Origin of the sequence: Citrobacter sp. Cf116 (assembly GCF_030336505.1) — a bacterium.
Classification (GTDB): Bacteria; Pseudomonadota; Gammaproteobacteria; order Enterobacterales; family Enterobacteriaceae; genus Citrobacter; species Citrobacter freundii.
In genome coordinates this window covers 286,377-308,616 of record NZ_JAOWEQ010000040.1, presented here as the reverse complement: position 1 = coordinate 308,616, position 22,240 = coordinate 286,377, and the positions used below count along the sequence as shown (strand labels likewise).

Sequence of the window (22,240 nt, the reverse complement as noted above, 5' to 3'; positions counted from 1 at the left end):
AGCAACAGGCAAGGAGTTATCGATGGATTACCGCAAAATCATTAAAGAGATTGGGCGAGGAAAAAATCACGCGCGTGACCTGGACAAGGATACTGCTCGCGGACTGTATACCCATATGATGAACGGCGACGTACCTGACCTTGAGATGGGCGGGGTGCTGATTGCGCTACGTATTAAAGGCGAAGGCGAAGCGGAGATGCTGGGCTTTTACGAAGCGATGCAAAACCACACCATTCGCCTGACTCCGCCGGTTGCCAAACCCATGCCGATTGTCATTCCCAGCTACAATGGTGCACGCAAGCAGGCGAATTTGACGCCGCTGCTGGCGATTTTACTGCATAAGCTCGGTTTCCCGGTAGTCGTGCACGGTGTCAGTGAGGATCCAACCCGCGTGCTGACAGAAACCATTTTTGAACTGATGGGGATTACGCCAACGCTGCATGCTGGGCAGGCGCAGGCAAAGCTGGATGGTCATCAGCCGGTGTTTATTCCGGTGAGCGCGTTGTGCCCTCCGCTGGAGAAACAGCTGGCGATGCGCTGGCGCATGGGCGTGCGTAACAGTGCGCACACACTGGCTAAATTAGCCACGCCGTTTGCTGAAGATGCGGCGCTGCGTCTTTCCAGCGTGTCCCACCCGGAATACGTCTCGCGTGTGGCGAAGTTCTTCGGCGATATCGGTGGGCGCGGCCTGTTGATGCATGGTACCGAGGGCGAAGTGTATGCCAACCCGCAGCGCTGCCCGCAGATAAGCCTGATAGATTCATCCGGCGTGCGAGTGTTACAGGACCGACAGAGCGAGATGCCTGACGAGCCAGTACCGCTGCCGGTGGCAAAAGATCCGGAAACCACCGCGCGCTGGATTGAGCGTTGTCTGGCTGGCAGTGAGCCGGTCCCGGCATCGTTGAAAATTCAGATGGCCTGCTGCCTGGTGGCAACCGGTGAATCCGCCTCGCTTGCCGAAGGACTTGCTCGCGTCGAGCAAAGCTTCTGATTCATTTGTTATCCCGACGGGCCTTTTACCTGGTCTGTCGGTTTTCTCTTTTCGGCAACGTGAAATTTCTGCACGTTTATTGACCTCCTGAGCGCCGTGGCGCAGCATAGTTTGTTGAAAAATAAGAAACACAACAAACACGCGACACAACAGGAGATAACAATGAACAGTGGACATCGCTTCCATGTGCCAACGCTGCACGCCTTTATCCAGGCCGTTTTTCATCAGATGGGAAGCAATGATCAGGAGGCGCGGCTGGTGGCCGATCATCTGATAGCCTCTAACCTCGCCGGTCACGACTCCCACGGCATCGGTATGATCCCAAGCTATATTCGTTCATTCTCGCTGGGGCATCTACAAATCAACCGTCATGCCAAAGTGGTAAAAGATGCAGGGGCGGTGATTACGCTTGATGGCGATTGTGCCTTTGGTCAGGTGGCGGCTCACGAAGCCATCACGCTGGGGATTGAAAAAGCTCGCCAGCACGGTATCGCCGCCGTGGCATTACATAATTCGCATCATATCGGACGTATTGGCTACTGGGCGGAGCAATGTGCGGCGGCAGGTTTTGTCTCAGTGCATTTTGTGAGCGTGGTCGGGATCCCGATGGTTGCACCGTTTCATGGCCGCGATAGTCGTTTTGGCACTAACCCCTTCTGCGTTGTTTTTCCGCGTAAAAATACCTTCCCGCTATTGCTGGACTATGCAACCAGCGCCATCGCGTTTGGTAAAACCCGTGTGGCATGGCATAAGGGCGAGCCGGTAGCTCCTGGATGTCTGATTGATGTGGCGGGGGTGCCTACAACGGATCCTGCGGTAATGCAGGTTTCTCCGCTGGGGTCGTTGCTCACCTTTGCCCAGCACAAAGGTTATGCGCTGGCGGCGATGTGCGAAATTATGGGTGGCGCGCTTTCAGGGGGTAAAACCACACATGAAGAGAGCCTGCAGACCAGCCCGGACGCCATCATCAACTGTATGACCACTATTATTATGAATCCGGAACTGTTCGGCGCGCCGGACTGCGACAACCAGGTCGCAGCATTTGCTGAGTGGGTGAAAGCGTCCCCGCATGCTGAAGATGCCCCGATCCTGTTGCCAGGTGAGTGGGAAGTGAATACTCGCGAGGAACGGCTGGAACACGGTATTCCGCTGGATGCCGGAAGCTGGCAGGCGATTTGCGAGGCGGCGCTGCAAATAGGCATGCCGGACGCCGTGTTGCAGGAATTCCGTCAACGACTTGAACACTAAGCAAAAAAAAGCCCGTCCAGTGGCGGACGGGCAAACAAAGGGTAACAAACAGGGTCAATGAGGGTTGGAGCATTGGGTCGTACAGGTAATCTTTCGGTTATTTATAGATAACCGCGGTGCCGCTCATTTTGTCTTTACCGACAGCGGAAGTGATGCTGTAACCAGTTGCGCCAGCAGCAGCCGCTTTCTCAGCCAGTTTGGCTTCCAGGCCATCCAGTGTGGTGGCACCATCAGCAGAAACTACACCAATTTTATTCATGCTTTGTGCCTGAGTGGAGGAAACCGGCTCGGCAGCGAAAACGCCAAATGACAGGGTAGACAGGGCGATGGCAGCAACAGCAAATTTGATATTTTTCATGATTAATCTCTCGCAGGGTTGTTCTGTTAGTAGTCAGTGTTCTTTAAGAAGACGTTGTTCCGTCGATGTGATAAGTATCACGTTTTTTTTGGTGAGAGAAAATCGAATAGAATTGACGACATCAATCAAAAAAATTGAATGACAAATAACTTATTGAATATTAATAAATTCAGACGAGGGATTTACAGTTCTTGTCATTGCGCTTTACGGAGAAACCAACAACGGCACATTTTGCCACACAGAGTGCGAAAAAGCGTGCTCGTAAAGGAAATCGTATGCGCTGAAACTTTTGGTAAAGATGAGTCAACGTAGCTGGCTGTCTTTCGAACCTCTGCGATTATATCCTGAAAATGCCGCGCTATGTGAATCTTTATCCTGTTGGCAAGTGATGCACAAGCGTACCCCTGGCACGGCCTCACGTCTGGCCTGAGGGATAGGATTGCCACATTCTTCGCATTCATACAGACTTTCCCCGGTCGGTAACTCACCGCGGGCGCGGGCAACAGCATCTTCAATAGTATTGTTGATCTGTTCGTTAACTGCGTCGTCATTTGCCCATCCGGATGCCATGTGTACCTCCTGCTGCTGATGTCTACAGACTAAGTATAGCGAAGGTGATGGCTGAAAAACGACCATGCGCCAGCAGTATCAGATTTCAGACCATTCGCGCAGCAGGTTATGGTAGAGATTGAGTAATGACAGGATTTCGTTGCTCTCCCCATGACGAGCCTTCAGGGATTGAATGTTTTTATCCAGTTCAAAAAGCATGGCGCGATTTTTGTCGTCACGGATCATCGACTGGATCCACATAAAGGATGCCACACGAACGCCATGGGTTACTGGCGTTACGCAGTGTAGGCTGCTGGAAGGGTAAAGCACCAGATCGCCTGCCGGAAGCTTCACCGCATGCTGGCCGTAGGTATCATTGACTAGCAGTTCTCCTCCTTCATAATCATCCGGGTTACTCAGGAATAAGGTTGCGGAAAGGTCTGTGCGCATCCAGCCGTTTTCAGGATGGCTACGCACCGCACCGTCAACGTGAAAACCATAGGTCTCGTTGTCCTGGTAGCGATTAAACAGCGGTGTGGAGAGCGTTTTCGGTAGTGCTGCGGCGAAGAAAAGCGCGCTGTTATTTACCGCAGTCTGTACCGCCTGTTGTAAAACGCCGTAGCGTTCACTTTGCGTATTTACCTGCTGGTTGTTTTTAACCTGCGCCCCCTGAGCGCCGGTGGTTGCGCGGCCATCAACCCAGTCGGCTGCGTCCAGTTGCTCGCGAAACCAGGCTACATCCTGCGCCGACAGAACGCCGGGAATGTGGTACATCATCAGTGTTTCTCCTGAAAGTGGGGCTTTCGCCCCACGCGATGGATCAGAAATGCATATTGGCTGTGAGCAGGAAAGTTCTTGGCTCGCCTGGATGATAACGGTATCCACTCTTGTTTATGGAGGATACATAATCGGTGTCGAACAGGTTATAGACGTTTAGCTGGAAATCGAGATTGCGATTCACGCGATAGCCCAGTTTGGCGTCGGCGACCCAGTAACCTTCAGTGTAGGATGGCGTACCCACGGCGCCGTCCGAACCGCGATGCATACTGCCCACGTAGCGAGCGCCTGCGCCAACGGAAACATCGTCGGTTGCTTGATACTGGCTCCACAGCGTGAACGCATGTTCCGGCGTATAGGGCAGGGAAGAAGAACCATCCTGAGCAACGTTTTTGCCGCTGTGGATGGTGGCGCGTTGCTGGGTGTAACCCCCAATAACCTGCCATGCGGGGGTGATGTTGCCTGCTACCGAGAGCTCGTAGCCTTCAACGCGTTTCTCCCCGTACTGGGAATAGGTACCGTCGTCGTTCTGCTCAACTTCATTCTCAATATCCGTGCGGAAAATTGCGGCGGTTAGCAGCAGGCGCTTATCCAGCACCTCCCATTTGGTGCCAATCTCGCTAGTTTTCGCTTTCTGCGGTTTGAAGTCGGTACGGTTTGCGCTGTTACCGCTTCCGCCCTGAGCAAGGGCAAAGTTGCTGCCGCCCGGCGGTTGCTGAGAAACGGCATAGTTAATGTAGACATTGCCGTTATCGGTCAGGTGATACAGCGCGCCCGCTTTCCAGTTCACCAGATTGCCTGATTTGGCCGTATCCACAGTGGTGACCGGGGAACCTTTGGTGACGCCTGTCGGACATGCCACTGCACCACGGCCAGAAGCGCCGCAAGCGGTGGCGCTGTCATATTCAGTGCGGTAATTGTCGAGGCGAATACCACCGTTCAGCTCAAACTCACGGGTAATTTGTAGCGTATCAAAAGCGTATACGCCAAAGGTATCGGTTTGCCCGTTAGCGTTGGCGCCGTTACGCGATAATCCGCCGATATTCACGTCGCTGTTGGGATGATAAATATTAACCGGCGGCGGGGTAATCGGGGCTACGCCATAGTTGGTTTGTGTTTCGCGCGTCAACTCCACGCCAGTGCTGATGTCGTGACCGATGGATCCCGTGTAAAACTTTGAGGTCAGGTTGGTCTGGTTGGTCAGGATTTTGTTACTGACATCTTTGGTATTTGCCAGGCGTGACCAGGTCCAGGTGTCGACGCTGCTGGTTGGTTGCGTAATATTAGACGCACCGCCCATCACCGCCGTCATCAGATAATCCTGTTTAATGCGCGACCAGCGGGTAGTGTTGCGAATCGTGGTGCTGTCGCTCAGGTCATGTTCAAAACGCATCGTCGCGGTATCGGTCGTCGAATCGTCGTAATCCGAGTTGGTGCCGTAGAAGTTATGCGTATCAACTTTTCCTGAATGATTCAGTGCAGACGTCCCTGCGGAAGGCGCGGAGTAACCCGGCAGGCCGATGGTGGGAATGCCTCCATCCGGTGTGTTGTGTTGAGTAACGTGCAGATAGTTCAGATACAGTCGGTTCTCGGTGCCTAAGCCAAAAGCAAGTGAGGGGGCCACGCCGTAACGTTCATTCTTAACATTGTCGCGACCGGCATCATGTGTTTTTTCACCCATCAGGTTTAAGCGTGCGGCGGTGGTGTCGCCGATAACCTGGTTAATGTCCAGCGTACCACGGCGGAACCAGGCGCTACCGACGCTGGCCGACGCATCGATTCCTGAGTCGGTACGCGGCTGTTTGCTGATCATATTGATAGAGCCAGTCGGCGCGCTACGTCCATAGTCGGTACCGGAAGGACCTTTAATCACTTCGACCTGTTCGGTATTGAAGGTATCGCGCGTGACGCTGCCGATATCACGAACACCGTCGATATAAATACTGTTCGAAGTATCCGCGCCACGCATATAAACCGCATCACCGGTAGTGGAGTTGCCGTTTTCACCAGCGAAAAACGCGCCAACGCCCGGTACGTTTTTCAGCGCATCGGTCAAATTTGTTGCGCCTTGATCCTTAATCACCTGCTCAGAAATCACCGTCATGGTGCGGGTGGTATCCGCCACCGGGCGGGAGAATTTAGGGTCGGCAGACTGTGTTGGGGCGTACAGCGAAGGTTTGGCCGCTTCAACGACCAACGTATCTTCTGGTTTTTTGTCCTGATCGCCTGCTGCGACAGCCTGGGCTACCGGGGACAGGCCAATGCACAGACCGGCAAAAAAAGTCAGTGAATGAAAACTACTGGACGGCAAGTTGCGATTTTTATCCATTTTAATTAATGACTTATTATTTTTTGAGTAGACGGTTTCACTCACGCGAAGGGACATCTCTGTGGATGTTGTACCCTGCAGGTCTCGCGAAAATGAATGTGTAATTGATAATGATTTTAATAATCATTTCTAATCAGTGCGACGTTTTAGCATTCATTAATTCAAAAATAAATACATTTATTTACATTGGATTCAAAATGCCAACATATTGATTACAAATTGAGCCGAAAATGAAGTGAACAGCGTGCAGAAAACTGCATTCGGGGCGAATGCAGTTGGGAGGAGGTGGGGGCTACTTATAGATAGTTGCGGTACCGTACATCTGGTTTTTACCGCCTGCAGAATTAACAACAAAGCCTTTTGCCCCTTGTTCTTTCGCTTTCTCTGCCAGCTTGTCTTCAAGGTCGCTCAGGTTAGAGGCGCCGGTAGCGGATACTGTGCCGGAAGCTTGTAGCTGACCGGTAGCTGGGCTGGTGTATGGCTGTGCAGCAAAGGAGGCAAATGTCATGCCGGTAAGTACGGTAGCGGCAAGTAATGTGAGGCATTTCTTCATGGTGATATCCTCTGAAAAACAACAGGTGTGCCTGATAAGTTTAGGTCGTCAGCGGATGACATTTACCGCAAAAAACTGGTGATGAACTGTCTGTTTTTCGAACAATCAGCAAAGCGTCAAACAGGCGTAAAAAATCAAATTTCCTTGTTGTGTGTGTTTACCGCGTGGCGTTATGCGGGTATCTTACGCCGCTGTTAAAAGGAGAATGCTATGTCCGCCCAGAAACCGGGATTACACCCACGCAACCGCCACAATGGCCGTTATGATCTTGCGACTTTATGCCAGGTTACCCCAGAGCTGACGCAATTTCTCACCCTCACGCCCGGCGGCGAGCAGAGTGTTGATTTCGCCAATCCGCAGGCCGTCAAGGCGCTCAATAAGGCGCTGTTGGCGCATTTTTATGCGGTGAAACACTGGGATATTCCAGACGGTTTTCTGTGCCCGCCAGTTCCTGGTCGCGCTGACTACATTCACCACCTGGCCGACCTGTTGGGGGAAACCAGCGGAACCATTCCGGCAAATGCGAGCATCCTGGACATAGGCGTAGGGGCAAACTGTATTTATCCGCTGATCGGCGTGCATGAATACGGCTGGCGATTCACGGGCAGTGAGAGCAGTAGCGAAGCGTTTAACAGCGCTCAGGCGATCATAAACGGCAATCCGGGGTTAACCCGTGCTATTCGTCTGCGTCGTCAGAAAGATGCTTCGGCAATCTTCAACGGTATCATTCACAAAAATGAGCAGTATGAAGCCACATTGTGTAACCCGCCATTCCATGATTCTGCGGCCTCAGCCCGCGCAGGAAGCGAGCGTAAACGTCGTAATCTGGGGCAAGATAAAGATGATGCGCTGAACTTTGGCGGACAACAGCAGGAGCTGTGGTGTGAAGGCGGCGAAGTAGCGTTCATCAAAAAAATGATCGTCGAAAGCCAGGCTTTTGGCCGTCAGGTTATGTGGTTTACCACGCTGGTTTCGCGCGGCGAGAATTTGCCTCCGCTGTACCACGCATTAACGGATGCGGGCGCGGTGAAAGTGGTCAAGAAAGAGATGGCCCAGGGGCAAAAGCAGAGTCGCTTTATTGCCTGGACCTTTATGGATAACGATCAGCGTCGTCGTTTTATGGCGCGTAAACGCTAAAGCGTTGGCTCGGTTGGCGGCAGCGGTTCGCTTGCCGCAGACGTTGGGCCATTCCCTGGTGCAGGCAACACTTGATACGTCTGTACCGGGGCGCGTATGTTGGCCAGATCGAAGTATTTCTTCACCTGGCTGTCGAGCGCAAAACGTACCGTCCACTGCTTCAGCGGCAAGGTGGTAAACGAGACCCGTAGTGTGAATGCCGTATTGGTTAATCCTACAATCCCGGCAAACGACGGCTCGCCGATAATCAGTCCGCGAATATCATCTTTTTCCATCACCGCAGCAACCGCATCTTTCAACGCCTGATTCGCTTTATCCGCATCCTCATGGCGGTCTACGTCGTAATTGGCGACGACCGATCCAATTCCCCGCACAAAGTTGGCGAAGGTCGTTATCGATGACCAGGGAATGATATGGTACGCCCCGGTGTCCTGACGCACGCCCACAGAACGGATGGACATCCGTTCAACCGTACCGGTGAGTGGGCCAATGGTCACCAGGTCGCCGGTGTTCATGCCATTTTCAAACTGAATAAAAATCCCGGTAATAATATCTTTTACCAGCGTTTGCGAGCCGAAAGAGATAGCCAGCCCCAGCGCCCCAGCCCCGGCCAGTAAGGGGGCGATATTGACGCCGATTTCCGACAACACAATCATGATGGTGATCGTGCTGATGATCACCGCCAGTGCGTTACGAAACAGTGTCAGTAGGGTGCGGGTACGAGCGCTGGGCAGCGGACGACCGTGGATATCGGAAGCCAGACGATTTTCAATCAGGCTGGCGAGAATCGTCCAGCCGATGGCGGAGAAGAATAAAATCAGCGCGATACGGATCAGGATATCCACTGTTTTTTCTCCTGCACCGTAATGCAGCCAGTTCCAGAAGTCGAACAGTCCCCAGGCATTCAGTAGCAGCATCACCGCAACGCACACTGTCAGGATCCTGGCTACGCTTAACGCCGTCGACAGCCAGCCATTCAGCCGCTTTTGTAGTTCCGGATAGCTGCGCTGAGTGTGTGGCGAAAGGGTAATAGTTTTGGCAATCCAGCGGGAAAACATGCCGGAAACAAAGGCGGCAATTCCAATGATTACCAGACTGCGCAGCGTAGCGCCCATCATGAATTTCAGGCTGTTGCCCGGATCAAACAGCGAAAAGAAAAACAACACAATGAAATAGGCGCTGGCCAGCCAATGCCATACCAACGCAAAAGCACGAATAAACAGACTGAAAAAAGCGAGGGATCTTTCCGCCAGATTCAGCAAATGCTGCGTTATCTCTTTCTTGTTTCTGAAAATCAGGTACAGCGCCCATAGCGTGATACACAACATGATGATGACGTTGGCCATCGCGCCGACCTGCACGTTGACCTGATTCGAAATAATGGGCACGGCAACGATAAGCCCATAGCCAATCAGGCTGCTCAATGAACTCAAACGGCGATTCCAGTAGCGTGCGCCAGCATCCTGAATGTTAAACGGGCGCAGCTCGGCCACCGTTGGGCAAAATATCAGGCGCAAAATGGCCTTGAAGAATTCAATCAGGGCGAAGGCATTGAGAAACAGGCTTTGCTGAAAGGCGATCGTGCGACTGCCAGCGTTCATTTTGTCGCTCAGTATCTGCCCGACAAATAATGTCAGCGCCAGCAGAAGCAAATCAATAATGAATGCGCCAACGATCATCGCCGGAAGCTGAAGCCAGTTGCTGCGTTCGCGGTTTTTGCGTCGTGCCCATTGTCCCATTTTGCGATACAGCGGCAGCGCGCACAGGCGAATCAGCCAGAAAAAACCGAACACTGACACCGCCAGCATTAAAAAATGCGTCAGAGCATTGGTGAACGTTTGCGGATTAAAGGTCTTATGCGGGGCATCGGTAATATTGCGATAAAGCTGGGCAAAGCGGCTGGAGAGCGCCTCACCGTAATGGCGGGTGACGTCCGTGACGTTTTCCAGTACCGTTTTTTCTTCCGTTAACGTGGGCGGGACAATGGTCGGCACCGGCTCGGCAGGAGGGGCAGTGGCCACTTTGCGTAACTGACCGATCAGCTCCTGACGCGAGGCGTCATTTTCCAACACATCGGCCAGTGCGCCGTAAGCCGCTTTTTTCTGTTCAATATCCGGCTCTTTCGCCGGTGTGGTTTGCGCGTTGGTTGACGTTGGCGTGGTGACGCCAGGTATCGTCACCGCCTGAGTCGGGAAACTCAACAGACAAACAAAAATGAACAGGATCCCGCGCATGACTCCTCCCATGAGAAAATAAATTCAAAAGGATAAGTATAGATGTCAGGGCGGGAGAGAATTGAAATGAGAGGATTCTGGTGAAAAACCTCCCTTCGGGCGAAGGGAGGCAGAGCTATCAGGAAACGTGCTGCAAGAATTCCTGTAAGCGTTGGCTGGGCGGATTTTCAATCAGGGCCTGCGGATTACCGTCTTCGGCAATTCTTCCCTTATCAATGAAAATCAGGCGTGAAGCCACTTTTTCGGCAAAACCGATTTCGTGGGTCACAATCACCATGGTCATCCCTTCTTCCGCCAGATCCTGCATAACTTTCAGAACTTCGTGGCGCAGTTCTGGATCCAGCGCTGAGGTTGGCTCATCAAACAGCATCATTTTCGGCTTCACCGCCAGCGCACGGGCGATAGCCACACGCTGTTGTTGACCGCCGGACAGCTCAGAAGGGTAGTGATGGGCGCGCTCGGCCAGACCCACTTTCGCCAGCAGTTCTTTCGCCAGTTTCTCGGCCTGTTCTTTATTCGCCCCGCGTACGCGCTGCGGCCCGAACATGACGTTTTCCAGCGCCGTCAGATGCGGGAACAGATAGAACTGCTGAAACACCATCCCGGCTTCCTGGCGGATTAACCGTTCGTCTACCTTCGGATCGTTCACTTTCAGACCGTCGACGATCAGATCGCCAGAGGTTATCTCTTCCAGTTTGTTAATGCAGCGTAGCAGGGTAGATTTACCGGATCCTGACGGCCCGATAATCACCACTACTTCACCCTGTTGAATGTTCAGGTCAATATTGTGCAGCACCTGGGTTGGACCAAAGTGCTTAGAAACGTTTTTAAATTCAATCACAGGATTTTCATCCTTCTTTCCAGACGACGCAGAATGAAGCTCAGCACCAGCGTAATGATCAGATAGAACACCGCAACGGCGCTCCAGATTTCCAGTGCGCGGAAGTTACCGGCAATGATTTCCTGGCCCTGACGGGTCAGTTCAGCGACGCCAATGACAATAAACAGCGAGGTATCTTTAATGCTGATGATCCACTGGTTGCCCAGCGGCGGCAGCATACGACGCAGCGCGAGAGGCAAAATAACGTGGCGAATAGTCTCTGTGCGTGAAAGTCCAAGGGCCAGTCCGGCTTCGCTGAATCCTTTATGGATTGAGAGCACCGCACCGCGGGTGATTTCCGCAATATAGGCACCGGAGTTGATCATGATGGTGACAACGGCGGCGCTAAAGGGGTCAATGCGTAAATCGTTAAATGCCATTGGTAGAGCGAAGTAAATAAACATTACCTGCACAACGATTGGCGTACCGCGAATGACTTCGATAAACACCAGCGCTACGTGGTTGGCGATCCAACCGCCGAAAGTACGCGCAAACCCTGCTGCAAGTCCGATTATCAGACCGCCAGCCAGACCGAGGACCGAGATCCACAGGGTCATTTTGGCGCCTTCAATCAAAAGCGGGATGGCGGGCCAGATGGCACTCCAGTCAAACTGCATATGTCGTTCCTGTTACCGTGGTGTAAATATTCAAATGCCCGTTTTGCCGGATGTGCTGTGCTTATCCGGCTTACAGGTCTCAAAAATCCAGGCGTAGGCCCGGTAAGCATCACGCCACCGGGCAACGCTACCGGTTATTATTTAGGTTCAGTACCGAACCATTTTTTGTAGATTTCGTTGTAAGTACCGTTCTCTTTCAGCGTTTTCAGCGCGCCGTTCACTTTCTCACGCAGGTCGTCGCTGCCTTTCGGGAAGGCGATGCCGTACTGCTGGGCTTCCAGTGATTCGCCTACAGCTTTGAACTGACCATTGCCAGCTGTTTTGATGAAGTAAAGAATGTTTGGTGTGTCGTGCAGCACGGCGTCTGCGCGGTTGGTGCCCAGTTCCATATACGCGTTATCGATGTTCGGGAACTGACGCAGGTCTTTAGTTTTGATATTCGCTTTTGCGTAATCAACGGAACCGGTGCCGCTCTTCACTGCGACAACTTTACCATCCAGATCTTTCACGCTTTTCACGTCGTTGTTATTCGCTTTCACCATCACTAACAGACCGCTTTTGTAGTAGCCGTCAGAGAAGTCGATCGCTTTTTTACGCTCATCGGTGATGGTGATACCCGCCAGTGCCAAGTCGATATTTTTGGTTTGCAGAGCCGGGATGATGCCGCTGAAATCCATTGGTTTCAGTTCATAATCCAGCTTCAGTTCTTTGGCGACAGCAGCCCAAAGATCCACATCAAATCCAACGTATTTGTCACCCTGTTTGAATTCGAACGGTACAAACGCGGTGTCAGTTGCGACAACCAGTTTCTTATCTGCGGCATGGGAGGACACCGCAAAAGCCAGGGTAAGTGCAGCCAGTGAAACTTTTAATACAGACTTCATAGGATTTCCTTTTATATCCACGGGGCGATCCCCTGCGAGAACATATGGCTTAATGAAAGAATCGTGCCAATTTTGCAACTCATTGTTTTAACAAGAGGGTGTTTCGTTTCTCTGCACAATAAGTAGGGCAAAGCGAGTAATCTGCACTGTTTTGGGGCACTCATTTGGTGCGAACCAGGCACGGTGCAAACGGTATGACTATTTAGCGTAAAAATTGTTGATAAAACAATCTTTCGTTAACGATTGTGTGAGGTGATTATTACAAATAATTTACTTTGGAGTGACGAATGATCAATGTTATGCACCATAGATGTGCAAAACCCCCGCCGGAGCGAGGGTTATATAGGTAATTCTTATGTCTGCGGTTACTCAATGTTGGCTTCGATAAACCACAGGAATTTGTCGAGATCGCGAGAGGCTGCGGTAAAGATATCCGCGGTATCTTCGTCTTTTGCTTCGCTAATAGCCTTACGTACGCTGTTTGCAACTACGGCATAACGTTCGGCCAGCTCTTTTAAGTGGTCCTGTACGTTATGGATATCCAGCGGGTAACTTTTCAGAGGCGTTTTGCTATTAATAACCTGAGTTGTGCCCAGTGCCACACCGCCCAACTGTACGGCGCGTTCAGCCATAGTGTCGAGGTGATCGGTCAGGGCTGTACGGAAGCCATCCAGCATTTCATGTACCGCAATGAAGTTTGCGCCGCGCATGTTCCAGTGAGCCTGTTTGGTGATCAATGACAGGTCAATGAACTGGATTACTTGCTGATTCAGCAGTTCAACGGTCGCTTTCTTTTCGCTATCAGACACATCGTTGCGGGTATAAAGGAGGGCGGATGCTTTTGTTTTTACCAGTTTCGCGGTACTCATATTTTCATATCCTCTTGATATTTATGTCCCAACTCTTCAACGGAATTAAGTATAGCGCTAAATTTGGATTTTTTTTTCCGGTGTTGCCTATTACTTTAATAGCGAAGAAGGGGTAAATATAAAATATCTAATAAAATCAATGAATTGAATGTTGTATTTCTTGCGGGGTGTTATTTTTATGTTAATTTTGAGATTAAATGAAATATGCGGATGAGAAAATTATATTTTTTAGAATTATTATCACGCAGATTTACAATTGGATATTCTGCATGATTATGCAAACCATGCAGAATATTACGTGGTTAATTCACGTCGACTTGTTTTATTTGTGGCTCTTTACAAATAGTGAGCGTAGAGCCCATTGATGCGACGATAATGGCACCCAGAGCGAGTGTCTGGATAAGCGTCAGCGTTTCACCGAGGAAGATCATTCCGGAAACCGCTGCCAGGGCAGGTTCCATACTCATCAATGTACCGAAAGTACGCGTCGGCAGGCGCGTCAATGCAATCATCTCCAGTGAATAGGGAAGTGCAGTAGAGAGGACTGCAATGGCCAGGCCTAACGGCAGAATGGACCAATGCCACAGGGCATCACCAGCCTGGATCGCGCCGATTGGCACAAATACCAGTGCTGCAATTAATGACCCTACTGCGACGGTTGCCGGACCGTGTTCCGCCCCGGCTCGCTGCCCGGTAAGAATATAGATGGCCCAGCAGGCACCAGCCCCCAGCGCTAGCGCAGCACCGGTTAAATCGACGTGAGAAACGTCCTGACCTAATGGCAGCAGGAACCACAGTCCGAGTACAGCCAGTGCAACCCAAATGAAATCCACCGGGCGCCGGGATGAAAACAGCGCTACCGCCAGCGGGCCGGTAAATTCCAGCGCCACGGCAATTCCCAGTGGCACGGTCTGGATTGACAGATAGAAGAGATAGTTCATCCCGCCCAGAGACAGGCCATAAAACAGAAGGGGCAGGCGCTGTTCTTTGGCGAATCGCAAACGCCAGGGTTTAAAGAAGGCGATAAGGATGAGGGTGCCCAACGCAAGGCGCAACGCGGTAACGCCCGGCGCGCCGACGAGCGGGAACAGCGATTTCGCCAGAGATGCTCCGCTTTGAATGGAGGACATAGCAATTAGCAAAACCAAAATAGGCAACCAGACTGGCGCTTTACGTGACGACCCCGGCATCCTTTCTCCTGTCAAATTATGTCAATAGAAGTAAAACAGCGAGTGTAATGGAAATACACACATGCGGTTGAGTATTCGTTGAAAAAAAAATTGCTCAGTTCCGTACAATGGCATGAAACTGATGGATTAATAATCTGCGTGATTAGGAATAATCTGGATGAATGTGCCATATTGTGCGCGCAATAATGGCATTTTACTTTAGAAAAGTGATGTTAATTGAAAGAGATAGCGGATTTCTGAAATGTTCTGTTACATGAAAGACCCCGTTAGACATCGCTAATCGCAAAGAGTTTCCCATCAATTTTTGGTATATTTAAAACTTAAGATTTACTTGAAGCACATTTGAGGTGGTTATGAAAAAAATTGCATGTCTTTCAGCACTGGCCGCTGTTCTGGCTTTCTCCGCAGGTACTGCTGTAGCTGCTACTTCTACCGTTACCGGTGGTTACGCTCAGAGCGATGCTCAGGGCGCAGCGAACAAAATGAACGGTTTCAACCTGAAGTATCGCTACGAGCAGGACAACAACCCGCTGGGTGTTATCGGTTCCTTCACTTACACTGAAAAAGATCGTACCGATGCTTCTGGCGACTACAACAAAACTCAGTACTACGGCATCACTGCTGGTCCGGCTTACCGTCTGAACGACTGGGCAAGCATCTACGGTGTAGTGGGTGTTGGTTACGGTAAATTCCAGAACGCAGCATCCCCGGCTGACAACCACACCACCAGCGACTACGGTTTCTCTTACGGTGCTGGTCTGCAGTTCAACCCGATCGAAAACGTTGCTCTGGACTTCTCCTACGAGCAGAGCCGTATTCGTAGCGTTGACGTTGGCACTTGGATCGCTGGCGTGGGTTACCGCTTCTAATCACTTCGGTGATATGAAAAATCCGCCTCTCGGGGCGGATTTTTTTTGCCTGCAATATGAGCTGTTAACGAGATTTGGTCTCGAAGATGTCGGTACCAAGGTGGTTGTAGTCCACCTTCTGCAGCTTAAAGTTGGTGATGTACACAGGCCCGGCTTTTTTCTCTGAGATAAAGCGGTAGCTGTTGGTTATTTCTTTTGCGCTAATCCCTGTCCACTGCGAGAAAAAGCTGAGGAAATCATTGGCGGATCGACGGGCCTTAATCACCCGATGCGCTTTATCATCGCTCGACAGCACCATGAAAGGTACCTGGAAATTTTGCTGGAACTGATCATCATGCGCCAGGTACTGCACCTCTTTTCCCCGTTCTTTAAACGCGAGGCCATGATCGGAGAAATAGACCATCGAGAAGCTGCTACCGCTATTACGTAACTGATCGTATAGCTGGCGCAGTAGGTCATCCGTTTGCGTCATGGTGTACAGGTAGCAAGACGTCTCTTTTGACTGGACGAAAGTCTCGTACTTACCCTGCGTACGGTCGCAGGCCTGCGGATGTGAGCCCATTAAATGCAGTACAATAAGCTGCGGCTGAGTGCGCTCGGTTGCCAGCACCTGAGCGGTCATCTTCAACAGCGCTTCGTCACGGGTATTTTTATCCGCTTCGAAGTCACCGTTCTTGAGGAACTGAACTTCATCAGCGCGTTTTGCAATGCTGGCGATGGCCGTGTCGTATTCACCAATTTGTCCCTGATTGGAAAACCACCATGTCTGGAAACCTGCTCGGTTGGCCAGGGTGACAAAGTTATCCTGGAACTGGGGCTTATTGTCGACCACCCGATTCAGCGTCAGGCCGAGTGATTTTTGCGTTGAACCGCTGGCAGCAATGTAATCCGCAAAGATGTAGCCGTTAACGGAGCTGGCAAACGGGGTGTTATCCCAGTGACCGCCAAACGCGCCTAACGCATCGCGGCGGGCGCTTTCGCCGATCACCACGACGTAGGTGTGATACTTCGGCTTCACGGCGGTTACGGTCCAACTGTCTTTCACGCTCGACAGCTTCGCCATACGCTCTTGTTCGTCGAGCACTTCGTTGTTATTGACGATCACGTCCTTGGCAAACCGGAAAACCGGATAGCCAGTGTCTTTCAGCTTGAACACGCCGCCCCAGGCCAGGTTTTGTACCGGGGTAACAAAGAATGCGACAACGCTGAACAGCAAACAAACGCTGTCGAACTTGTTCCAGCCACGCTTTTGTTCATCTTTTTTACGACGTACGGCGATAACGCCGAGGGCGAAAATAAATACCCCAACCAGATAACTGTACCAGGGGAAGATGGTCAGGATTTCGGTGGACTCTTCCATATTGGTTGAGTGCAGCGCCAGCAAGGTATTGAAGTTCGGTGAGCCGTAAGCCTGGCCGAACGGAAAGTACATTGCCGCAATCAGCGAGCAAAGGCCAATCAGCACTTTCTGCGCGCGCGGCGCGCTGCGCCACAGCAGCATCAATATACAGGTGAAAGCAACGCTATAGAGCAGGCTAAGCGGATAGCCCAGCGCAAGGTTGATCAGCAGAGACTGTAAGAAATAGAGGCCAGTCCACGGACTAATCGCCCGGCTACGAGCAATGATTGAATCTTTGAGGGTTAAATTCATATGCCACTGTTACAAAAACGCCATGTGCTTACCCTGGCGCTAAGGGTCATTGCCTGCCTGAGAGAGCGAGAAGAGGGATAGGGTCCGCATCCGCGAGCCGCAATATACGCAGGGCTGCGAAAAGATAGAGTGTGCGCAAGAGAAGGTCAACTACTACAAAGAAATTGTTTTGCGAGGGACGTGGCAAAACTGACAAAAAGAAGGGTTATTGGGACGAAAACCACCACCGTACCCGGATGACGGCAGGAAAAAGAAACGGCGTACCGCAACGCCGCATTAATTTTCTGAAGGTTTATCCTTCTCAGGTTTGCTGTTAATCATGTCACACAGCATAGAGATCAGCATCAACCGTACTTTAAAGGGAGAGTGGCTAAACACGCGTATACACCTCTTAAATTCATTCATGTAAACCTCCTGACTTCACGATCCCATCAGTCCTTGAGGGATGTCTTTATTATATACAGATATAGCACAGGCTATATTATATAGCTATTGCTAAAACGTTAATTTTTTGTGCCCGCGCAACTCTGGTTTACAATGAGTGCTCTCTAATCAGATGCCGTTAACGCGTCACAGTAACGAGGAAGCAGAATGAGTCGTCGCGCAGGTACGCCAACAACAAAAAAAGTGACGCAATTGGTGAATGTCGAAGAACACGTTGAAGGGTTTCGTCAGGTTCGGGAGGCGCATCGCCGTGAGCTGATTGATGACTACGTAGAGCTGATTTCCGATCTCATTATTGAGGTAGGTGAAGCGCGCCAGGTGGATATGGCCGCACGGCTTGGGGTTTCCCAGCCGACGGTTGCTAAAATGCTTAAGCGTCTTGCTTCAGTCGGATTGATTGAAATGATCCCCTGGCGAGGCGTGTTTTTAACCGCAGAAGGTGAACGACTGGCTCAGGAAAGTCGGGAGCGTCATCAGATTGTGGAGAATTTCCTGTTGATGTTAGGTATCAGTCCGGAAATTGCCCGTCGCGACGCGGAGGGGATGGAGCATCACGTCAGTAAGGAAACGCTGGAGGCTTTTAGCCGGTTTACGCAACAGCAAGGAACAGGCTCTGAATGAGTTTTCCTTTATTACGCGCCTTAAAGCGCGATCGTTTTTTCCAGCTGTTAATCATCGTTGGGGTTGTACTGAGCCTGTTCACGCCATTTACCCCCCGGTCGTGGCCGGGAGCGATTGACTGGCACACAATTATCACGCTTAGTGGCCTGATGTTACTGACCAAAGGCGTGGAGCTAAGCGGTTACTTCGATGTGTTAGGGCGCAAGATGACCCGCCGTTTCAAAACAGAGCGCCAGCTGGCGATATTTATGGTGCTGGCAGCGGCGTTGTTGTCGACGTTTCTGACCAACGATGTTGCGCTGTTTATTGTTGTTCCGCTGACCATCACTCTGAAAAAATTGTGCGCTATTCCGGTGAATCGCCTGATTATCTTTGAGGCGCTGGCGGTTAACGCCGGATCGTTGCTAACGCCAATAGGCAATCCACAAAACATTCTGATGTGGGGACACTCAGGCTTATCGTTTATCGCGTTTACCTGGCAAATGGCGCCGCTTGCGGGGGCCATGATGCTGACGCTGGTGGTGCTGTGCTGGTTTAGTTTCCCGAATAAAGCATTGCATTATCACACCGGTACGCGCGCACCTGACTGGCAACCGCGTCTGGTGTGGGGCTGTCTGGTGTTGTATATCATCTTCCTTGCAGCACTGGAGTTAAAACAAGAGCTGTGGGGTCTGGCGATTGTGGCGGCAGGGTTCATGGTGCTGGCTCGCCGCGTGATCCTCAGCGTAGACTGGACGCTGCTGTTGGTGTTTATGGCGATGTTCATTGATGTGCACTTGCTGACGCAGCTTCCGGCCCTGCAGGGGACAACCCACCAGATTGGCGCGCTTTCAGCGCCGGGACTTTGGCTGACCGCCATTGGCCTGTCGCAGTTTATCAGTAATGTGCCCAGTACGATTTTGCTGCTGAACTACGTCCCGCCAACGCTGCTTCTGGCCTGGGCAGTCAATGTGGGCGGCTTTGGGCTGTTGCCAGGATCGCTGGCGAATCTCATTGCGTTACGGATGGCAAACGACCGCCGGATCTGGTGGCGTTTTCATTGGTATTCGGTACCGATGCTGATATGGGCGGCGCTGGTGGGTTATGGTTTGTTGCTGATGATGTAATTGATGTGGTGTGCCGGATGGCGGCTGGCGCCTAATCCGGCCTACAGTGTTGGTAGGCCCGATAAGCGTAGCGCCATCGGGCATGTATAGCAGATTAGTTCAGGCGAACCGGCATACCAGAACGGTTCTGTACCGCCTGCTCGACGACGGCCTGATCGACGTCAGACTGACCGGTGATGCTGGTAATACTCTTGGTCAGGGTAATCGGTACAATTTCCCCGCCTTCGAACTGTGCTTCAGTCGTAGACAGCGGGTTATGTACTTCGATGTAACGGCTGCCGTCTGGTTCGGTCGTGGCTTTTACCGGCTCATCAATGAACTGTACACGGGTGCCGACCGGCACATTTTCAAACAAGAATTTGATGTCGTCGTTACGCAGACGTACGCAGCCGTGGCTGACACGTAAGCCGACGCCGAAGTTAGCATTGGTACCGTGGATAGCATACAGGCGACCGATATACAGCGCGTACAGACCCATCGGGTTATCCGGACCTGCCGGAACAACGGCTGGCAGCGGCTCGCCTGCAGCGCGGTATTCCGCATGCATTTTCGCCGTTGGCGTCCAGGTTGGGCCTGCTTTTTTACGTTCTACTTTGGTGGTCCAGTTGATTGGCGTGTCTTTGCCCAACTGGCCGATACCGATCGGCAGAACAATTACGGTGTTGGTGCCTTTTGGGTAGTAGTACAGACGCATTTCAGCGCTGTTGATAACAATACCTTCATGCACGGTATCCGGCAGGATCAACTGCTGAGGAATGTTCAGCACGGTGCCGCCTTTCGGCAGGAAGGTATCCACGCCCGGGTTGGCTTCCAGCATGTTAGACAGACCCATCTGATACTCTGCCGCAAAATACTCCAGCGGTTGGGTGTTGCCTTCAGGAATAGTAATGACCTGGTTTTGGCCAATCAAACGGCTACCATCGGTCGGCAGCGGGTACGTGACGGCTGAAGCGGTATTACAAAAACCAACTATTGCGAGTGCCGCCGCGAAAAGCGTTGTTAATTTCATATTCATATTCATGTATGCGAGATTCAGTGCCAGGCAGGCTAGTGGGTTGAGATTTATGTAGTGTTGGGCACGCATTATATGTGCAATCTGAGCAACAAGGAATTCGGATGTGTACTAAATCACATTTTTTTCCTTTTGGTTTCACTTTATCCCTTCCGCATGAAGACGCGATCTTCTTGCAGACTTATGGCATAATAAGCGGTTTGTCACATATTTCTTTCTCTTTCAGGATACGCCAGTGTTAGTTTCCAGCAACGTCACTATGCAGTTCGGCAGTAAGCCGCTGTTTGAAAATATTTCCGTCAAATTTGGCGGCGGCAACCGTTACGGCCTGATTGGCGCGAACGGTAGCGGTAAATCCACTTTTATGAAAATTCTCGGCGGCGACCTCGAACCGACGCTGGGCAACGTTTCCCTCGATCCGAATGAACGCATCGGTAAGCTGCGTCAGGATCAATTCGCCTTTGAAGAATTCACCGTGCTTGACACCGTGATCATGGGTCACGCTGAACTGTGGGAAGTGAAGCAGGAGCGCGATCGCATTTACGCCCTGGCTGAGATGAGCGAAGAAGACGGCTATAAAGTTGCTGATCTCGAAGTTCAGTATGGCGAAATGGACGGCTACTCTGCGGAAGCGCGTGCGGGTGAACTGCTGCTGGGCGTAGGTATTCCGGTAGAACAGCATTACGGCCCGATGAGCGAAGTCGCGCCCGGCTGGAAGCTGCGTGTGCTTCTGGCGCAGGCGCTGTTCTCTAACCCGGACATTCTGCTGCTCGACGAACCAACGAACAACCTGGATATCGACACCATTCGCTGGCTGGAGCAGACGCTGAACGAGCGTGACAGCACCATGATCATCATTTCGCACGACCGTCACTTCCTGAACATGGTCTGTACGCACATGGCGGATCTGGACTATGGCGAACTGCGTGTTTATCCGGGTAACTACGACGAATACATGACGGCGGCAACCCAGGCGCGTGAACGTCTGCTGGCCGATAACGCCAAGAAGAAAGCACAGATTGCCGATCTGCAATCCTTCGTCAGCCGCTTTAGCGCCAACGCGTCTAAATCTCGACAGGCGACCTCTCGTGCGCGTCAGATTGATAAGATCAAGCTCGACGAAGTGAAAGCGTCCAGCCGTCAGAACCCGTTCATCCGCTTCGAACAGGATAAGAAACTGTTCCGTAACGCGCTGGAAGTGGAAGCGCTGGCGAAAGGTTTTGATGAAGGTCCGCTGTTTAAAAACTTCAACCTGCTGCTGGAAGTAGGGGAGAAGGTTGCCATCATTGGTGCCAACGGCGTGGGTAAATCCACCATGCTGAAAACGTTGGTTGGCGATTTGCAGCCGGACAACGGTACCGTTAAGTGGTCTGAAAACGCCCAGGTGGGTTACTACGCGCAGGATCATGAATACGAGTTTGAAAACGATCTAACCGTCTTCGAATGGATGAGCCAGTGGAAACAAGAGGGCGATGATGAGCAGGTTGTGCGCAGCTTCCTTGGCCGTCTGCTGTTCAGCCAGGACGATATCAAGAAACCTGCAAAAGTGCTCTCCGGTGGTGAAAAAGGACGCATGCTTTTCGGTAAGCTGATGATGCAGAAACCGAATATCCTGGTCATGGATGAACCGACCAACCACCTGGATATGGAATCTATCGAGTCGCTGAACATGGCGCTGGAAATGTATCAGGGCACGTTGATCTTTGTTTCTCACGACCGTGAGTTCGTCAGTTCCCTGGCGACCCGCGTGATTGAGATTACGCCGGAACGCGTGATCGACTTCACCGGCAACTACGAAGATTACCTGCGTAGTAAAGGTATTGACGGTTAATTTACCCGTCGTCTTTCGTGTTACAGGTGTGTTGGCTGCACCTGTTCACCCCGGTCACTTACTTATGTAAGCTCCCGGGGATTTACAGGC

General features: G+C 51.6%; 21 protein-coding genes. 7 read left to right on the top strand and 14 right to left on the bottom strand.

Annotation, left to right across the window (positions count from 1 at the left end; genetic code table 11):
• The first annotated feature begins 22 nt into the window (after positions 1-22).
• Together ybiB and OGV74_RS18180 are read left to right on the top strand one after the other, a co-directional pair.
• Positions 23-991: a DNA-binding protein YbiB gene (ybiB, locus tag OGV74_RS18185; protein ID WP_003035227.1), complete on the top strand. Its 969-nt coding sequence runs from the start codon at positions 23-25 to the stop codon at positions 989-991.
• A 162-nt stretch (positions 992-1,153) separates the two neighbouring features.
• Complete coding sequence (locus OGV74_RS18180; RefSeq protein ID WP_057063405.1) at positions 1,154-2,239, top strand: malate/lactate/ureidoglycolate dehydrogenase; 1,086 nt, start codon at positions 1,154-1,156, stop codon at positions 2,237-2,239.
• A gap of 97 nt (positions 2,240-2,336) precedes the next feature.
• Here the strand turns inward: OGV74_RS18180 and ybiJ are convergent, their stop codons facing one another.
• The 5 genes from ybiJ to mcbA form a co-directional block, all read right to left on the bottom strand.
• Positions 2,337-2,597, bottom strand: a complete 261-nt coding sequence (gene ybiJ / locus OGV74_RS18175) for a DUF1471 family protein YbiJ (RefSeq protein WP_003035231.1) — start codon at positions 2,595-2,597, stop codon at positions 2,337-2,339.
• 303 nt (positions 2,598-2,900) lie between these two features.
• A complete protein-coding gene (locus OGV74_RS18170; protein ID WP_003035233.1) occupies positions 2,901-3,167 on the bottom strand; it encodes a DksA/TraR family C4-type zinc finger protein in 267 nt (88 codons plus the stop codon).
• A gap of 78 nt (positions 3,168-3,245) precedes the next feature.
• Entirely contained in the window at positions 3,246-3,923 is a 678-nt protein-coding gene (ybiX, locus tag OGV74_RS18165) for a PKHD-type hydroxylase YbiX (protein ID WP_003035235.1), read from the bottom strand.
• A gap of 43 nt (positions 3,924-3,966) precedes the next feature.
• Positions 3,967-6,252 (bottom strand): catecholate siderophore receptor Fiu, encoded by a 2,286-nt coding sequence (locus OGV74_RS18160; RefSeq protein WP_086504942.1) that lies wholly within the window; start codon positions 6,250-6,252, stop codon positions 3,967-3,969.
• A 292-nt stretch (positions 6,253-6,544) separates the two neighbouring features.
• Positions 6,545-6,805: a DUF1471 family periplasmic protein McbA gene (mcbA, locus tag OGV74_RS18155; RefSeq protein WP_003035239.1), complete on the bottom strand. Its 261-nt coding sequence runs from the start codon at positions 6,803-6,805 to the stop codon at positions 6,545-6,547.
• A gap of 210 nt (positions 6,806-7,015) precedes the next feature.
• On the opposite strand from mcbA, the gene rlmF reads away from it, so the two are divergent.
• The gene (gene rlmF, locus OGV74_RS18150; protein ID WP_048233309.1) at positions 7,016-7,942 is read left to right on the top strand and encodes a 23S rRNA (adenine(1618)-N(6))-methyltransferase RlmF; all 927 of its coding nucleotides are present in this window, start codon (positions 7,016-7,018) and stop codon (positions 7,940-7,942) included.
• On the opposite strand, the gene ybiO is transcribed toward rlmF, so the two are convergent.
• From ybiO to rhtA, 6 genes are all read right to left on the bottom strand, one after another.
• On the bottom strand, positions 7,939-10,176 hold the full coding sequence (gene ybiO, locus OGV74_RS18145) for a mechanosensitive channel protein (RefSeq protein WP_086503863.1): 2,238 nt from the start codon (positions 10,174-10,176) through the stop codon (positions 7,939-7,941). The genes rlmF and ybiO overlap by 4 nt on opposite strands.
• Positions 10,177-10,294: 118 nt before the next feature.
• Positions 10,295-11,017 (bottom strand): glutamine ABC transporter ATP-binding protein GlnQ, encoded by a 723-nt coding sequence (gene glnQ / locus OGV74_RS18140; protein ID WP_003035246.1) that lies wholly within the window; start codon positions 11,015-11,017, stop codon positions 10,295-10,297.
• Entirely contained in the window at positions 11,014-11,673 is a 660-nt protein-coding gene (gene glnP, locus OGV74_RS18135; protein ID WP_003035248.1) for a glutamine ABC transporter permease GlnP, read from the bottom strand. The genes glnQ and glnP overlap by 4 nt, the downstream gene beginning before the upstream one ends.
• Before the next feature lie 137 nt (positions 11,674-11,810).
• Positions 11,811-12,557 (bottom strand): glutamine ABC transporter substrate-binding protein GlnH, encoded by a 747-nt coding sequence (gene glnH / locus OGV74_RS18130; protein ID WP_003035251.1) that lies wholly within the window; start codon positions 12,555-12,557, stop codon positions 11,811-11,813.
• 365 nt (positions 12,558-12,922) lie between these two features.
• Positions 12,923-13,426, bottom strand: a complete 504-nt coding sequence (gene dps, locus OGV74_RS18125; RefSeq protein WP_032936399.1) for a DNA starvation/stationary phase protection protein Dps — start codon at positions 13,424-13,426, stop codon at positions 12,923-12,925.
• A gap of 302 nt (positions 13,427-13,728) precedes the next feature.
• A complete protein-coding gene (gene rhtA / locus OGV74_RS18120) occupies positions 13,729-14,616 on the bottom strand; it encodes a threonine/homoserine exporter RhtA (protein ID WP_286521321.1) in 888 nt (295 codons plus the stop codon).
• Positions 14,617-14,969: 353 nt separating this feature from the next.
• Between rhtA and ompX the strand changes: the two genes are divergently transcribed.
• Complete coding sequence (ompX, locus tag OGV74_RS18115) at positions 14,970-15,485, top strand: outer membrane protein OmpX (RefSeq protein WP_003035257.1); 516 nt, start codon at positions 14,970-14,972, stop codon at positions 15,483-15,485.
• Positions 15,486-15,549: 64 nt separating this feature from the next.
• Here ompX and OGV74_RS18110 read toward each other — a convergent pair whose 3' ends face one another.
• Positions 15,550-17,136 (bottom strand): phosphoethanolamine transferase, encoded by a 1,587-nt coding sequence (locus OGV74_RS18110; RefSeq protein ID WP_057063402.1) that lies wholly within the window; start codon positions 17,134-17,136, stop codon positions 15,550-15,552.
• A 276-nt stretch (positions 17,137-17,412) separates the two neighbouring features.
• Positions 17,413-17,541 carry a manganase accumulation protein MntS gene (mntS, locus tag OGV74_RS18105; protein ID WP_003836996.1) on the bottom strand — a complete coding sequence of 43 codons (129 nt, stop codon included), beginning with the start codon at positions 17,539-17,541 and terminating at the stop codon, positions 17,413-17,415.
• A 186-nt stretch (positions 17,542-17,727) separates the two neighbouring features.
• Between mntS and mntR the strand changes: the two genes are divergently transcribed.
• Positions 17,728-18,201: a manganese-binding transcriptional regulator MntR gene (mntR, locus tag OGV74_RS18100; protein WP_003035264.1), complete on the top strand. Its 474-nt coding sequence runs from the start codon at positions 17,728-17,730 to the stop codon at positions 18,199-18,201.
• On the top strand, positions 18,198-19,307 hold the full coding sequence (locus tag OGV74_RS18095; protein ID WP_086503865.1) for an anion transporter: 1,110 nt from the start codon (positions 18,198-18,200) through the stop codon (positions 19,305-19,307). The genes mntR and OGV74_RS18095 overlap by 4 nt, the downstream gene beginning before the upstream one ends.
• Positions 19,308-19,401: 94 nt before the next feature.
• Here the strand turns inward: OGV74_RS18095 and ldtB are convergent, their stop codons facing one another.
• Positions 19,402-20,322 carry a L,D-transpeptidase gene (gene ldtB, locus OGV74_RS18090; protein WP_008784213.1) on the bottom strand — a complete coding sequence of 307 codons (921 nt, stop codon included), beginning with the start codon at positions 20,320-20,322 and terminating at the stop codon, positions 19,402-19,404.
• Between the two features lie 232 nt (positions 20,323-20,554).
• Between ldtB and OGV74_RS18085 the strand changes: the two genes are divergently transcribed.
• Positions 20,555-22,150, top strand: coding sequence for an ABC-F family ATPase (locus OGV74_RS18085; protein ID WP_003035269.1), 1,596 nt, complete (start codon positions 20,555-20,557; stop codon positions 22,148-22,150).
• The last annotated feature ends 90 nt before the right edge of the window (positions 22,151-22,240 follow it).

Bases quoted from the DNA above. Each gene is read 5' to 3' on its own strand.
- ybiB (WP_003035227.1), top strand. From the start codon at position 23: ATGGATTACCGCAAAATCATTAAAGAGATTGGGCGAGGAAAAAATCAC.
- OGV74_RS18180 (WP_057063405.1), top strand. From the start codon at position 1,154: ATGAACAGTGGACATCGCTTCCATGTGCCAACGCTGCACGCCTTTATC.
- ybiJ (WP_003035231.1), bottom strand. From the start codon at position 2,597: ATGAAAAATATCAAATTTGCTGTTGCTGCCATCGCCCTGTCTACCCTG.
- OGV74_RS18170 (WP_003035233.1), bottom strand. From the start codon at position 3,167: ATGGCATCCGGATGGGCAAATGACGACGCAGTTAACGAACAGATCAAC.
- ybiX (WP_003035235.1), bottom strand. From the start codon at position 3,923: ATGATGTACCACATTCCCGGCGTTCTGTCGGCGCAGGATGTAGCCTGG.
- OGV74_RS18160 (WP_086504942.1), bottom strand. From the start codon at position 6,252: ATGGATAAAAATCGCAACTTGCCGTCCAGTAGTTTTCATTCACTGACT.
- mcbA (WP_003035239.1), bottom strand. From the start codon at position 6,805: ATGAAGAAATGCCTCACATTACTTGCCGCTACCGTACTTACCGGCATG.
- rlmF (WP_048233309.1), top strand. From the start codon at position 7,016: ATGTCCGCCCAGAAACCGGGATTACACCCACGCAACCGCCACAATGGC.
- ybiO (WP_086503863.1), bottom strand. From the start codon at position 10,176: ATGCGCGGGATCCTGTTCATTTTTGTTTGTCTGTTGAGTTTCCCGACT.
- glnP (WP_003035248.1), bottom strand. From the start codon at position 11,673: ATGCAGTTTGACTGGAGTGCCATCTGGCCCGCCATCCCGCTTTTGATT.
- glnH (WP_003035251.1), bottom strand. From the start codon at position 12,557: ATGAAGTCTGTATTAAAAGTTTCACTGGCTGCACTTACCCTGGCTTTT.
- dps (WP_032936399.1), bottom strand. From the start codon at position 13,426: ATGAGTACCGCGAAACTGGTAAAAACAAAAGCATCCGCCCTCCTTTAT.
- rhtA (WP_286521321.1), bottom strand. From the start codon at position 14,616: ATGCCGGGGTCGTCACGTAAAGCGCCAGTCTGGTTGCCTATTTTGGTT.
- ompX (WP_003035257.1), top strand. From the start codon at position 14,970: ATGAAAAAAATTGCATGTCTTTCAGCACTGGCCGCTGTTCTGGCTTTC.
- OGV74_RS18110 (WP_057063402.1), bottom strand. From the start codon at position 17,136: ATGAATTTAACCCTCAAAGATTCAATCATTGCTCGTAGCCGGGCGATT.
- mntS (WP_003836996.1), bottom strand. From the start codon at position 17,541: ATGAATGAATTTAAGAGGTGTATACGCGTGTTTAGCCACTCTCCCTTT.
- mntR (WP_003035264.1), top strand. From the start codon at position 17,728: ATGAGTCGTCGCGCAGGTACGCCAACAACAAAAAAAGTGACGCAATTG.
- OGV74_RS18095 (WP_086503865.1), top strand. From the start codon at position 18,198: ATGAGTTTTCCTTTATTACGCGCCTTAAAGCGCGATCGTTTTTTCCAG.
- ldtB (WP_008784213.1), bottom strand. From the start codon at position 20,322: ATGAATATGAAATTAACAACGCTTTTCGCGGCGGCACTCGCAATAGTT.